This is a genomic window from Exiguobacterium sp. AT1b (assembly GCF_000023045.1).
Classification (GTDB): domain Bacteria; phylum Bacillota; class Bacilli; order Exiguobacteriales; family Exiguobacteriaceae; genus Exiguobacterium.
Window position 1 is genome coordinate 441644 of sequence record NC_012673.1, and the last position, 12595, is coordinate 454238.

Below are 12595 nucleotides of genomic sequence, written 5' to 3' on the forward strand. Positions count from 1 at the left end.
ACTCAAAATGATATGACTATTGTATATTTACCCGAGTTGACGAAGGAATATGCGCTCGAACAAGGGACGGATTAAAATGAGGAAGACGACGTTCGATAGCCCATGTGCCAAGTCGAACGGGACGCTGAGTAGAAGTAGCTTCCAAAAATCAGCTCCAATCACTTCGAAGAACGCTAAATTGGTCGTCCATCCATATAAAAATCCAGAGAAAAAACCGAGGGTAAGGAAAAGGATACTCGACTTCATCCATAACGGTCTAAAACTGCTGACGAGCGTTACGATAAGGAGCCACCCTAAAAATTGATAGAAGACGAATGGTCCGATCCCGAGCAACAGACCTGACAAGATGGGTACGAAGAGCGCAAGGACCGCTGCAGCATTCAACCCAATACATAATGCGGTCAGCATCAAAATGGCTGTCGTCGGCTGTACGTTTGGAATCGTCATAAAGAGCCAACGCCCGATGACTGCGAGTGCCAAGAGCTGCACGAGCGGTTGAATCGGGAGGTCGGATTTCTCAAATCGATACAGCGCCAGAATGGCAATCAGAATGGCGAAGACGTATGTGACCATAGCGTACTCCGTTCTTGGAAGATTGAGCGTTCACCTTGAAAGACCACGCGACCACTTGCAAGGTATATCACGTCCGTCGCTTGGTCGACTAACGCCAAATCATGGGTCGCACAAAGCACGCGTGCTGATTCTGACTTTTTCAAGACCGCTTCAAGGAACGCCTTACGCTCCCCCTTCGTTAAATCCACCGTCGGTTCATCGAGCAAAAGGACGCTTGCCGGGTCGTTCAAGACGGCTTGTAGTTGAACAATCCTCCGGTTCGATTCTTTCGGAAATGGACCGTATTCCGTTTCGGCAGGAAGATAGGCAGCTCGCTCCCCTCGCTTCACTCGTCCATGAAGAGGGCGTCTGCTTCTTGCTAAAAGTTCGAGCAACGTCGATTTTCCACTTCCGTTCGTCCCGATACAGACGGTGAGACCCGGTTCAGTCATTTGGACGGTCACTTCTTCAATGGCATAAGTCGCCTGAAGCGGGTGTCGATAGGATACATCGGTCGCATCAATCCTCGGTATCGTCTCCGATTGTCGAAAAGTGATTTGTATGTCTTCAGACGACTCTTGCGCCCGGTCCGTATAACCGATTTGAACACCGAGATCGGTTATACGACGGAATAGCATCTCTAGATGTTCTCGACGAAATTGATCGAGGTGGCGAAACGGTTCGATGAGCACAAGTGATTCAGGTTGATTTAACAGTGAATGAGCGACTTGGACGATTTGTTGTTCTCCGCTTGAACAGGCGTCAAACGCTTTTGGATATAGTGCATCGATTTGTAAGAGTGAGGCAAGTTCCGCTCCCCGAAGCGGGTCAACACCAGATAATAAATGACCAACTTTTCCTGAGAATGGTTGATTCATTCTGATGACTTGAGGACGATACCGCTCGATATATGCCTCGAACGAACCGTCAACTGTAGAAAGCCATTGCATCACGAACACCTCCTTTTGTGATGTATGGATAGATGAGCCATGGAATGATGGTCCATTCGATTGATACATAACCAATCAAGCCAATCGCAAGGAGTTGCAGAACATCCTCGGCTCGGAAGCGACGCATCGGCTCGACTGCAAATCTTGGCTCATGCCTTTGGCTCTCAATGCCATTCTCGATCGCTTCTTGCCAGGCTCCTTTCGGGTGACTTCTGAGCGACTGACGTACCGCCCGTTCCATCGAAGGAATAAGTGCCCACGCCCCGTACAAGAGGGAAGTTGAACGGGGCCATCTGGAGAGGAGTGGCAGCAATCGTTCCAATCGAACAATACGAGAAATCCACAGCATGCCAAGTAAGAAAGTAGCCAACCTCAACAGCTGACGCCATATGTAAGAGAGCGATAACTCCCACCCGAACAATGCAGGGAAGACCGAGACGACAGCAAACGCAATCAATACGATGAGCATCGTCCACGGAAACCGACGTTCAAGCATGAGCAACAGGACAAGACCGACGACCAATACCGTGACATCTTGGATATACGTCAGGATGAATAGATGGCTGAATAGAAAGAAAAGGAGCGTGACAGGATGTCGCCGCTCCCAATCTGCCTCATTCGAAGAAAGCAATCGCATCTTCTTCAAACCGCCACTGAATGACGTCCGTCGATTCTACTTCTTTAGCACCGGCCCCTTCATCTCCGGGCGCACCATTAAAAGCAAATACCCAGCCTGACGATTGTCCTTCTGATTTTTCTTCGATGCCTTCGATTGCCGTCACGTACGACATGTCTCCGCTTCCTGTCACTTCGAGGTCAAGCCCTGTCGCTTTCAATGCGTCGAGCACGGTCGCATCCTCTTCCAAACAGACACTCTTCTCTTGATAGAGCGTCTCCTCCGTCGCCGCATTGTATACGGAAATGGTCGGACTTACATCGCACGCCTCTTGTTGGGCTTCTTCTCCGCCACATCCGACAAGAAGTGCGGTCGCTAATAGGGAAATACTCAAATACGGTTTGATCATTCTGTCAAATCCTCTCGTTGATGTATCGAATAATTATATAGTATCGCAAAACGTTCGCCTGAACTTCGTCCTTCCCGTGTCAGTCCGACGAGTTGGATGCTGTTTGCGAGGACTGGTTCGCGCTGGAGCCAGAACTTGACCAGTTCATTGTCTCGATTGATCATGAGCATCGATTCGTTTTCGAACGTGTACATGTCATACAGCCCATCATAGGAAAGTTGTAACACTGGGGCAGAAACGACGTCAGTATACTCATCCCATGAAGGACCTCGTAACGTCGACAGCATGTGGTCGAATTCGACAAGCTTTTCAAAAAAGGCCTGTCCAGATTCTTTACGCAGTTCATCGACTTGTTCATACGAAAGTTGTCCTGAGCCATATGTCACACGGATCTGTTGGAACGACTCGGCTCGCTCCACCATGAGTAAATACTCAATGGATTGAACGTTCCCTTCCCGGTCAATCTGTAATTTCCCACGATCTAATTTGATTGATTCACTATTGATTCGTTGTAACAATTTTTCGGTCATGTCATCAAATGATTCATCCGTGACCGAGACGGCACCGATTTGTTGCGACTCGGAACGAAAGCCGGACTGGTCGAACAATGGGACAAAAAGCAAGACGAGAAAAAAGAAGAACCCTAACAGTGCCCCGTACCATTTATACCGGCTATTCTGTTTCGGAAAGAACAAAAATGACAACAGAAAGCCAATCGGAATGTGAAACCCGCCGATAGGAAAAGACACGATTCCAAGTAGGGAATAAAATAAGAACTTTGGAAAGAAGTTCGCTTCCGGCTCTTTCAATTGATTTAATCGAATCCCTAATAGAACGCTAATCACTAAAAAGGCTGCCCATACATAGAGTTGAATGGTCACATCAATCCCCCACTGTATATTCTAAAAAGTCCGTCGCAACGAGACTCGATGGAAAATCCGACACGACTTCTTGAACAAATTCTTCCTCTCGCCCGACATAGCGCGCTGAGATGTGTGTCACAATCAGCTTGCCGACGGCGCACGCATTCGCTAGCGCGGTCGCTTCACGTGTCGTCGAGTGACCATACTTCCGAGCGAGCGCTTGTTCCGCCTCCATAAACGTCGCCTCGTGAACGAGGAGGTCCGCTCCATCCGCCAACTTCCGCGCGTTCTCACAAGGGATTGTATCTCCTAAAATCGCTACGATTTTTCCCGGAATCGGTTCAGTGACGTATTCTTTAGAGTCATACCATTTTCCTTCAAATTCAAATCGGTCTGATTCTTTGATGGTTCGATAAATCGGTCCACTTGGAACACCGAGTTCTCTTACAAGATCGACGCGTAACATGCCCGGTTTTTCTGGACCATCGATTCGGAAACCGAATGAAGGGAACCGATGCTCTAATTTTCGCACAGTGACGAGATGGTCGTCTTGTATGAATGTGTCCCCGTCCGAGTACTCGGTCACGGTCAGCTCGTATCCTAGATGTGAGCCTGTGACACGCAAAGTAGCTTCAAGCCATTTTTTCAATCCTTTTGGCCCATAGACGGTCAAGGGGGCGGTTCCATCGAGTGCCGAACGAGTCGATAAGAATCCGGGCAATCCGAAGACATGGTCACCATGAAGATGCGTAACCCATACCGCTGTCACTTTTCTCGGTTTGATTTTCGTATAGAGCATTTGGTGTTGCGTGCCCTCGCCACAATCAATCAGCCAGGTCACGTTCGATAAATCGAGAGCAAGCCCCGATACGTTGCGCTGTTTCGAAGGCATCCCCGATCCAGTTCCTAAAAACTGTAACTTCATAAATATTTAAGTCCTTTCTTCAAGCCGTTCCATGCTATACTTGACGTAATCGCTGAAAAGGATGTGATTTGTGATGACCAAGGCAGAACAACCCGAATCGATTTATGAGACGATTCGAGAACGCGCAGCTTTGATGAATCGCTTGCACCAACAGGAACAAGGCACCTCTATCCGCATTCACGACATAGCGATCGAACTTCATTGCACAGACGAGTTGATTTTAGAATCACTGGAGTTCGCAGCATAACGAGTACGAACACATACGAAGAGCCGACGAATGGTCGGCTCTTTTTTTATTGCTTAGGTGATGCGACTTCTTCGACGATCGTCACGACATACTCGACGAGTTTGTATAACTCTTCAAGTGGCATCCGTTCGTTCGTCGTATGAATCTCTTCATAGCCGACCGCCAAGTTGACTGTCGGGATTCCCCCACCGGCGATGACGTTCGCATCCGAACCGCCCCCTGAGTGTAAGATTCGAGTCGGACGTCCGATTGTCTGAGCCGCACGTTTCGCCACCTCAACGACTTCGTCCCCTTCCTCAAACTTGAATCCAGGATACATGATGTCGATGTCCACTTCGGCACGACCACCGAACGACTCAGCGACCTCGATGTACGCTTGTTTCATCGTTTCTGCCTGCTTCTCCATCTTCTCATGGATGAGCGAACGGGCCTCAGCAAGAACTTCGACATAGTCACACACGATGTTTGTCGCGCGGCCCCCTTCGAAGCGTCCGATGTTGGCTGTCGTTTCTTCATCGATACGACCGAGTGGCATCTTCGCGATCGCTTTCGCTGCGATTTGAATCGCCGAGATTCCTTTTTCCGGTGCGACACCAGCATGAGCCGTTTTCCCGTAAATCTTCGCGTTCACTTTTGCTTGTGTCGGAGCGGCAACAATGATGTCTCCAACAGGTCCATCCGAATCAAGGGCAAAACCGAACTTCGCATCGATTTTCGATAAATCCAATACTTTCGCACCGACGAGACCTGATTCTTCCCCGACCGTGATCACGAACTGGATTTGACCGTGTGGAATTTGCTTTTCTTTCAATACTCGCACGAGTTCGATCATCGCCGTGAGGCCCGTCTTGTCGTCTGCCCCGAGAATCGTCGTGCCATCCGTGACGACATATCCGTCTTTGATGCTCGTCTTGATTCCTTTACCTGGAGTGACCGTATCCATGTGAGCCGTAAAGTAAATCGGATCAACATTTTCTTTCGTTGCAGGCAACGTGATGATCAAGTTGTTACCAGAGTGTGCCGTCTTCGTTGATGCGTCGTCCTCGTAGACGTCGCAGCCAAGCTCTGTGAATACACCTTTCAAATGTTCACAGATGACCGCTTCTTCCTTCGTTTCTGAATCGATGCCGACCAACCCTAAAAATGTGTCGAGCACGCGTGTCTCGTTTACCATAAACAACATCCCTCCATCCAAACATTTCTTGACCATTATATCAAACTCCCCTGGATTGCACGAATCTTTTCCATTCTGTACAATGATGGCAAACACGTATATGGAGGCAGACCATGAAGAAAAAACAGAAAAGACGACAACGCATCATTCAAATCGGCGTCGTCGTCATCGTCTCAATCTTTTTAATCAGCACGTTTCTCTCGAGCATGACCATGTTCTTTTAAGAGCAAGATGTATCGCTCTTTCAAGATCAAGTAACTTTTTACATCAGATAAAATGTTTAATAAGGATGAGCGTACCTCGAATTCCTCACGCGTCGTGGGGAGAGGTACGTTTTTTCGATAATGCTCAATCATCTCTTCAAGCTCCTGTAGAAAGACGGAGGCATCGGCCTGCTCGTTCACATGGTCCCCGACTCGACGTAAGAACGTCGCGACCGGTTTCGCTTCATTGACGACCATCGTGATTTCTCTGGCGTTATCCGCGACTCGTTTGAGAATATCATACTGCCGTTCACGCATCCGGAAGTATAGATAGTCCATGTCTTCGTTTCGCTTTCCGATTGAGTTTCCCATACGGCGAAGGGCTAAATCTTTCCCCTCTTTCAGATAGTCCCGTGTCTTGATGAGCATCATCGAGTGGTTGTTATAGACGCCCGTCTCGACACATGCCGCCACGTCATAAAACAGTACTGCGAGCGAGCGGTCGATATTCTCTTTAATCCGTTCAATCTCACGGTCAAGCGTCGGCATGTACATGTTGACGACAAGCCCGACACCGACACCGATCGCAATGAGCAATAGCTCATTGATAAATAACTCCAGTGTAAACTGTGCCTCGGTGTAAAGATGGGTCAAGATGACGACACTCGTAATGAGCCCGTCTTGCAGTTTCAATTGTTGTACGAGTGGGATGAAGATGACAAAATAAAGTGTGAGCGTCACCGGTGAATAGCCGAGTAGCGTGAACATCGCCGCACCCATTCCGATGGCGAGAAGACTTGCCATGACTCGTTCATAGGAGGCGCGAATCGATTTTTTACGCGTCTCCTGAATACTCAAAATGGCGATAATGGCTGCAAACACAAAATAATCGAGATGAATCGTTTCGGAAATGAGCATCGCGATACCTGCTGCGACCGCGGTCTTTAACGTCCGCGTTCCAATTTTCATACTAATTTCCCCCTTCTCCATCAAATTGTTGACTAAATCAACTCGTTTGGCAATTCAAAAGTTTGGAAGTGATTCGATTGAAACGAAAGAAAAGACTTAAGGTTTGGCCGATGATTGCGACACTCAGTCTCGCCATCGCAGCCTTTTTATGGATTCAAACTTCCCGTGAAGACACCTATACCGTCGAAACGGTGACGAATGGCGACCGTGTCACAAGGTCGTTCGAATCTCTCGCAGAAGCAAAACGATACATGACGGCCGGTAAGAACCGGACGCTATTCTCCCCGTCCGGTGAAGTACTCGATTTTACCGGTACGGGAGTTGTCGTCACTCCGAGTGATGCCATCACGAATTTATATAAAGATGCATCATTTAAAACACGACAATCCTATGTCGCTGGCGGCACGAGACTTCAGCTACTTGAACGTGGAGAGGATCACCTCAAAGTACGAATCTCCGGGGCAGATGTGTATGTCAAACCGGATCAAATGGCGTTATTCCCTGAAGCGGTTGTGAATAGACGTGGATATTACGAGATTCGGGATGGTGACGTCTACCATACGGTGGAAGCGAACGCCAATCTCGCTGGTACATTCCTTGTAGGCCCGACCGAGAAACGCTCGGATGACCGTTTTTACACAGAACGTGTCCAAGACGTCTTTGATTCTCCTTATCAATTTGCGTCGATTCGGACGTCGTCTCCATATTCGGCTGAAGAATTCGATCAATATTTAACGTCGATCGATTCACCGCTCGCTGGGGAAGGAAAGTCCTTTAAACGGGCAGAAGACACATATAACATCAATGGCCTATTCCTGCTTGCGGTCGCCGGACATGAGTCCCGCTTTGGAACGTCCGATATCGCTCGAGAAAAGCGTAACCTGTTTGGATTCCGCGCGACAGATGACGATCCGAGCGGGAATGCGACATCCTTTAAAACAATTGACGCTAGCGTACAGGCTGCTGCCAAACTGTTTGCGACTAAATATGCCACAGGGCCATACGCTCGTGGCGATTATCCTGGGAACAAGCAGGAAGGCATCAATATCTTCTATGCCTCCGATCCATACTGGGGCGAGAAAGTTGCCGGTACGATGTACACGATCGACCGTGAACTCGGTTTGAAGTACTTGAAAAAAATCCAATGACATGACAAGTAGCCCGGCTCATACGAGTCGGGCTACTTGACGTCTGTATACGTTTCAGGACGAAGAAATGATTCAACATGAATCAATATCTTATTAGAGGATTTTCGCATCGCAAGACGAATACTATAAATGAACGACCATTCATTTTCAAGGGGGAATTAAGATGAAAACGATTTGGATTACCGGGGGATCGTCCGGTATGGGGAAAGCAATGGCACTAAAATTTAAACAAGAAGGATGGAACGTTGCCATCAGTGGTCGAAACGAGGAACGACTACTTGAAGCGATGAGCGAATTGAATGCAATTGAAACAGGTCAAGCGATGAGTGTGCAACATGATGTTCGTGATTATGAAGGATGCGCTCAGGCACTCGCTGACATCGTATCTGCTTACGGTCCGGTCCACGCACTCGTCAACAACGCCGCTGGTAATTTCGTCTGTCCGACGCTCGATTTGTCTCCGAACGGTTGGGCAAGCGTCATTGATATCGTCTTGAACGGGACATTCAATTGCACCCATGTTCTCGGGAAACATTGGGAAGCAGATGAAATCCGTGGCGGCTCCATCATCAACATGGTCGCATCCTATGCGTGGCAGGCTGGTCCCGGTGTCGCACCGAGTGCGGCAGCGAAAGCAGGCGTCTTGAACTTGACGCGAACACTCGCCGTTGAATGGGGCTACCAATTCGGCGCTCGCGTCAATGCCATCAGTCCCGGACCGATCGAACGGACCGGCGGTGCTGAAAAGCTCGTCTCCCATGTGAAGGAAGTGGAGCGCATTCGCCGGAATGTCCCGCTCGGACGTTTTGGGACACCTGAAGAAATCGCGGACCTCACTTACTGGATGGCATCAGACGAGATGCGCTATTTGAACGGAGATTGTATTTCATTAGACGGTGGACATTGGCTCAACAAACATCCATTCTAACCTAGAAAAAGGGACGACCGAAATCAATCGGTCGTCCCTTTCATGTATCCATCCCGTCCCATTCTTCATGAAACTGGTTGTAGAACCTTTCCATGAAGACATGACGTGAATGTGCCAAGCGTTTCGCTTCTTTCGTATGCATCATCGACGCTAACTTCAATAACTTATCTTGAAAATGTTGAATCGCACTATCCTCTGACAAATCAAGAGGTGTACCGCGAGAACCCGCGAATTGGAACGTTCGCGCAATACCGATGGCCCCAATCGCATCAAGGCGGTCGGCATCTTGTAGGATTTCACTTTCGCGAGTCGTTGGTGTCATGCCTTTTGAAAAAGAAACCTCATCAATCAACGCTTCCACGAAACTCGCTCGCTCCTCTGTGATGTCGAGAGAAGCCAAATGTTGTTTGACGAGCTCTTTTGGACGACCGAGCTTATGGTCTTCGACGTCATGTAAATAAGCGGCTAACAGAAGTCCCGTTCGATCGACCGGTTCATTTTCCATCAAGCGCTCTACGAGTCGAACGACCCGCTCGATGTGGGCAATATCATGACCCGTCTGATCATTTGCATGAATTGTTTCGACGAACTTTCTCGTCGCTTGTATCACGTCCACACTCAAATCTCGATCGTCGTATTCGGTTCAATCAAGAGACCTCGACGGTGCAATTGGTCACAAAATGCCTGAGCATCTTGTTTAATCGGCGGGAACGTATCAAAGTGAATCGGAACGACACGTTTCGCTTGTAGCCATTGTGCCGCATCTAATGCGTCTGTCGGTCCCATCGTGAAGTTGTCTCCGATCGGAAGGAAAGCGACATCGATTTCAAAACGTTCTCCGTACATCTTCATATCTGAGAAGAGACTCGTGTCTCCAGCGTGGTAGACCGTCAACTCATTCGTCTCAATGATGAAGCCAGCCGGCATCCCCATGTAGACCGGCGTGTCTCCCATGTCAAAGCTCGAACTGTGAAACGCTTGCGTCATCGTGACACGCCCGAACGGAAAGGCATGACCTCCCCCGATATTCATCCCATGGACGGAGAATCCTTTTTTCTCGTAATACGTCGCGAGCTCATGCGTCGCAACAATCGTCGCGCCAGATGCTTTCGCAATCAATTCGACATCCTCAATGTGATCGAAATGAGCATGTGTGAGCAACAAATAGTCTGGGCGTAGCGTGGATGGATCCACGTCTGTATGCGGGTTGCTCGTCAAAAACGGATCAATCAACACATTTACACCATCAATTTCAAACCCTACCGTCGCATGTCCGTAGTACGTGATGTTCATTTGCTTTCATCCTTCCCATGTGAAATCAGATTACAACACTTTCTCCAAGAAACGTTTCGCTCGGTCTGTTTGCGGGTTTAATAACAGGTCAGCCGGCTTACCTTCTTCCATCAGGATGCCTTCGTCGAGGAAGAGGACACGGTCTGCCACTTCACGGGCAAAGCCCATCTCGTGTGTGACGACGACCATCGTCATTCCCGTTTCGGCCAATCCTTTCATAACATCAAGTACTTCATTGACCATCTCCGGGTCAAGTGCCGATGTCGGTTCATCGAATAACATGACGTTCGGTTCCATCGCCAAGGCACGCGCAATGGCGACACGTTGTTTTTGTCCACCTGAAAGTTGGCTCGGATAGGCATCGATTTTTTCAGAGAGGCCGACACGTTCCAGTAATTTTTTCGCACGTTCTAGCGCTTCCGTCTTGCTGACTTTCAAGACGTTGATCGGTGCATATGTCAAATTGTCCAATACGCTCATGTGCGGGAACAAGTTGAACTGTTGGAATACCATCCCGATGTTTTGACGCGCCTTCGCGACGTTCGCCCCTTTTTTCGTGAGTTCGAATCCGTCAACACTGACCGTCCCACTCGTCGGAATCTCAAGCATGTTTAAACAGCGTAGAAAAGTCGATTTACCAGACCCGGACGGTCCGATGACAGCGACCACTTCACCACGTTCGATCGTCGTCGTGATTCCTTTTAAAACTTCTAAGTCACCAAATTGTTTGTGTAGGTCTTTTACTTCGATCATCTTCCATCACTCTTTCTTAACCGTTTTTCTAGACGTTGTCCAAGATACGTCAAGATCATCACTATCGTAAAGTATATCACACCGGCGAATAGAAGCGGTTCGAAGTAGATTGCCTTCTGCCCACCGACGATTTGCGCACGACGCATGATATCAAGCACCCCGACCGTCGAGACGAGGGCAGACTCTTTCGTTAACGTGATCATCTCGTTCACAAGAGCAGGCAAGATGTTCTTGAACGCCTGTGGCAGGATGATGGAACGTAACTGTTTGACATAAGGGACACCGAGAGCATCCGAAGCTTCCCACTGTCCTTTATCTACCGCTTGAATTCCCGCTCGGATAATCTCTGAAATATACGCCCCTGAGTTGAGCGAGAAGGCGATGACCGCTGACTGGTACGGTGTCGTGATGTATCCGGTCAGTTGCGGCAATCCGAAGTGGATGATGGCGAGTTGCAAAATGAGTGGCGTCCCACGGAACACCGCCGTATAAGCATGCCCGATAAAGTTAATCAGACGATTCGGGACAATTTTTAATGTAGCGACAACAATCCCAAGTGAGATTCCGATCAATGCCGAGACGATGACCACTTGGAACATGACTGGAATCCCTTCAAGTATGTACGGGATCGAATCATAAATCCGGCTAAAATCCATAGTAAGTTCCTCCTAAAAAAGGGCTGACCGATTCATCTTCAGTCAGCCTCGTACGATTCATTATTCGGCTGGTGCAGCCTCTTCTTCAAACCATTTCTGTGCTAACTCTTCGATTTCTCCACTGTCGATCATCTTCTTCAACTCTTCGTTGAATTGATCGCGGAGTTCATCATCTTTACGGAAGGCAGCAGCAGAACCCGCTTCTTCTTCGTCCACGATCTCAAATGTCGTCAATTCACTATCTTGCTCGAGGTATTTTTTCGCGACCGTATCTTCGATGACCATCGCGTCAATACGTCCTGTCTTGATTTCTTGAATGATCTCAGGAATCTTGTTCAAAGAGACGATTTCAGCATCTGTGATTTGATCCTGCGCGATCCCTTCTTGAATCGAACCGAGCTGGACACCGATCTTTTTACCTTTCAAGTCTTCAAGTGATTGAAGTGAATCATCTTTTGACAAGATCAAGTTCACTGCCGTGAAATAAATGTCCGAGAAATCGGCATTTTCTTTACGCTCTTCTGTCGGTGTCATCCCCGCCATAACGAAGTCGACACGACCCGCGTTGAGGGCCCCAAGCAAGCTTCCAAAATCCATATCTTCAATCTTCAATTCATATCCCATGTTTTCTGCCACTTTTTTTGCGATATCGATATCAAATCCGACAATCTCGTCGCCATTCGCTGTATCGACGAACTCATATGGGAAGTAATCGGCACTCGTACCCATGACGATGACTTTGTCATCCTCACCATCGGTCGATGTCGATCCTCCTTCGTTCACGTCTGCCCCACATGCGACTGAGAACGCGGCCAGTCCTGCTAAACATAATGCTAGAAAACCTTTTTTCATCTTCATCTCCCTTTCGTAGTTGAATGATAATTATCAGAACTTTAACAAAATTATGAC

Annotated in this window: 16 protein-coding genes; 3 read left to right on the plus strand and 13 right to left on the minus strand. The window is 48.4% G+C overall.

What is annotated here, in order from left to right:
- Window positions 1–27: 27 nt before the first annotated feature.
- Genes EAT1B_RS02395 through rnz form a run of 6 tightly spaced genes read right to left on the minus strand, consistent with a single transcriptional unit; the run spans window position 28 to window position 4315 of the window.
- The gene (locus EAT1B_RS02395) at window positions 28–573 is read right to left on the minus strand and encodes a hypothetical protein (protein WP_012726534.1); all 546 of its coding nucleotides are present in this window, start codon (window positions 571–573) and stop codon (window positions 28–30) included.
- A complete protein-coding gene (locus tag EAT1B_RS02400) occupies window positions 546–1502 on the minus strand; it encodes an ATP-binding cassette domain-containing protein (RefSeq protein ID WP_012726535.1) in 957 nt (318 codons plus the stop codon). The genes EAT1B_RS02395 and EAT1B_RS02400 overlap by 28 nt, the downstream gene beginning before the upstream one ends.
- Window positions 1480–2139, minus strand: a complete 660-nt coding sequence (locus tag EAT1B_RS02405; RefSeq protein ID WP_012726536.1) for a hypothetical protein — start codon at window positions 2137–2139, stop codon at window positions 1480–1482. The genes EAT1B_RS02400 and EAT1B_RS02405 overlap by 23 nt, the downstream gene beginning before the upstream one ends.
- Window positions 2117–2527 (minus strand): DUF4430 domain-containing protein, encoded by a 411-nt coding sequence (locus EAT1B_RS02410; protein ID WP_012726537.1) that lies wholly within the window; start codon window positions 2525–2527, stop codon window positions 2117–2119. Before EAT1B_RS02410 ends, EAT1B_RS02405 begins: the two co-directional genes overlap by 23 nt.
- Window positions 2524–3408, minus strand: a complete 885-nt coding sequence (locus EAT1B_RS02415) for a hypothetical protein (RefSeq protein ID WP_012726538.1) — start codon at window positions 3406–3408, stop codon at window positions 2524–2526. The genes EAT1B_RS02410 and EAT1B_RS02415 overlap by 4 nt, the downstream gene beginning before the upstream one ends.
- 1 nt (window position 3409) lies before the next feature.
- Window positions 3410–4315 carry a ribonuclease Z gene (gene rnz, locus EAT1B_RS02420; RefSeq protein ID WP_012726539.1) on the minus strand — a complete coding sequence of 302 codons (906 nt, stop codon included), beginning with the start codon at window positions 4313–4315 and terminating at the stop codon, window positions 3410–3412.
- Window positions 4316–4388: 73 nt separating this feature from the next.
- Here rnz and EAT1B_RS15985 point away from each other — a divergent pair, with 73 nt between their 5' ends.
- Window positions 4389–4562: a hypothetical protein gene (locus EAT1B_RS15985; RefSeq protein ID WP_012726540.1), complete on the plus strand. Its 174-nt coding sequence runs from the start codon at window positions 4389–4391 to the stop codon at window positions 4560–4562.
- 46 nt (window positions 4563–4608) lie between these two features.
- Here EAT1B_RS15985 and EAT1B_RS02425 read toward each other — a convergent pair whose 3' ends face one another.
- Together EAT1B_RS02425 and EAT1B_RS02430 are read right to left on the minus strand one after the other, a co-directional pair.
- Window positions 4609–5736: a M20/M25/M40 family metallo-hydrolase gene (locus EAT1B_RS02425; protein WP_012726541.1), complete on the minus strand. Its 1128-nt coding sequence runs from the start codon at window positions 5734–5736 to the stop codon at window positions 4609–4611.
- Between the two features lie 182 nt (window positions 5737–5918).
- Window positions 5919–6908: an aromatic acid exporter family protein gene (locus tag EAT1B_RS02430; protein ID WP_012726542.1), complete on the minus strand. Its 990-nt coding sequence runs from the start codon at window positions 6906–6908 to the stop codon at window positions 5919–5921.
- A gap of 68 nt (window positions 6909–6976) precedes the next feature.
- Between EAT1B_RS02430 and EAT1B_RS02435 the strand changes: the two genes are divergently transcribed.
- Together EAT1B_RS02435 and fadH are read left to right on the plus strand one after the other, a co-directional pair.
- A complete protein-coding gene (locus tag EAT1B_RS02435) occupies window positions 6977–8056 on the plus strand; it encodes an N-acetylglucosaminidase (protein WP_237708260.1) in 1080 nt (359 codons plus the stop codon).
- A gap of 163 nt (window positions 8057–8219) precedes the next feature.
- Window positions 8220–8984 carry a 2,4-dienoyl-CoA reductase gene (gene fadH / locus EAT1B_RS02440; protein WP_012726544.1) on the plus strand — a complete coding sequence of 255 codons (765 nt, stop codon included), beginning with the start codon at window positions 8220–8222 and terminating at the stop codon, window positions 8982–8984.
- A gap of 40 nt (window positions 8985–9024) precedes the next feature.
- Here fadH and EAT1B_RS02445 read toward each other — a convergent pair whose 3' ends face one another.
- From EAT1B_RS02445 to EAT1B_RS02465, 5 genes are read right to left on the minus strand one after another with little or no spacing between them, the layout of a single operon-like run.
- Window positions 9025–9600, minus strand: coding sequence for an HD domain-containing protein (locus EAT1B_RS02445; RefSeq protein WP_012726545.1), 576 nt, complete (start codon window positions 9598–9600; stop codon window positions 9025–9027).
- A 2-nt stretch (window positions 9601–9602) separates the two neighbouring features.
- A complete protein-coding gene (locus EAT1B_RS02450) occupies window positions 9603–10277 on the minus strand; it encodes a metal-dependent hydrolase (protein WP_012726546.1) in 675 nt (224 codons plus the stop codon).
- Between the two features lie 30 nt (window positions 10278–10307).
- On the minus strand, window positions 10308–11030 hold the full coding sequence (locus EAT1B_RS02455; RefSeq protein ID WP_012726547.1) for an amino acid ABC transporter ATP-binding protein: 723 nt from the start codon (window positions 11028–11030) through the stop codon (window positions 10308–10310).
- Entirely contained in the window at window positions 11027–11686 is a 660-nt protein-coding gene (locus EAT1B_RS02460) for an amino acid ABC transporter permease (protein WP_012726548.1), read from the minus strand. Before EAT1B_RS02460 ends, EAT1B_RS02455 begins: the two co-directional genes overlap by 4 nt.
- A 60-nt stretch (window positions 11687–11746) precedes the next feature.
- Entirely contained in the window at window positions 11747–12538 is a 792-nt protein-coding gene (locus EAT1B_RS02465; RefSeq protein WP_012726549.1) for a transporter substrate-binding domain-containing protein, read from the minus strand.
- Window positions 12539–12595 lie beyond the last annotated feature (57 nt).

What these genes read in the sequence shown, in the direction of transcription:
- EAT1B_RS02395 (WP_012726534.1), bottom strand. Translation starts at nt 573, where the DNA reads ATGGTCACATACGTCTTCGCCATTCTGATTGCCATTCTGGCGCTGTAT.
- EAT1B_RS02400 (WP_012726535.1), bottom strand. Translation starts at nt 1,502, where the DNA reads ATGCAATGGCTTTCTACAGTTGACGGTTCGTTCGAGGCATATATCGAG.
- EAT1B_RS02405 (WP_012726536.1), bottom strand. Translation starts at nt 2,139, where the DNA reads ATGCGATTGCTTTCTTCGAATGAGGCAGATTGGGAGCGGCGACATCCT.
- EAT1B_RS02410 (WP_012726537.1), bottom strand. Translation starts at nt 2,527, where the DNA reads ATGATCAAACCGTATTTGAGTATTTCCCTATTAGCGACCGCACTTCTT.
- rnz (WP_012726539.1), bottom strand. Translation starts at nt 4,315, where the DNA reads ATGAAGTTACAGTTTTTAGGAACTGGATCGGGGATGCCTTCGAAACAG.
- EAT1B_RS15985 (WP_012726540.1), top strand. Translation starts at nt 4,389, where the DNA reads ATGACCAAGGCAGAACAACCCGAATCGATTTATGAGACGATTCGAGAA.
- EAT1B_RS02425 (WP_012726541.1), bottom strand. Translation starts at nt 5,736, where the DNA reads ATGGTAAACGAGACACGCGTGCTCGACACATTTTTAGGGTTGGTCGGC.
- EAT1B_RS02430 (WP_012726542.1), bottom strand. Translation starts at nt 6,908, where the DNA reads ATGAAAATTGGAACGCGGACGTTAAAGACCGCGGTCGCAGCAGGTATC.
- fadH (WP_012726544.1), top strand. Translation starts at nt 8,220, where the DNA reads ATGAAAACGATTTGGATTACCGGGGGATCGTCCGGTATGGGGAAAGCA.
- EAT1B_RS02450 (WP_012726546.1), bottom strand. Translation starts at nt 10,277, where the DNA reads ATGAACATCACGTACTACGGACATGCGACGGTAGGGTTTGAAATTGAT.
- EAT1B_RS02455 (WP_012726547.1), bottom strand. Translation starts at nt 11,030, where the DNA reads ATGATCGAAGTAAAAGACCTACACAAACAATTTGGTGACTTAGAAGTT.
- EAT1B_RS02460 (WP_012726548.1), bottom strand. Translation starts at nt 11,686, where the DNA reads ATGGATTTTAGCCGGATTTATGATTCGATCCCGTACATACTTGAAGGG.
- EAT1B_RS02465 (WP_012726549.1), bottom strand. Translation starts at nt 12,538, where the DNA reads ATGAAAAAAGGTTTTCTAGCATTATGTTTAGCAGGACTGGCCGCGTTC.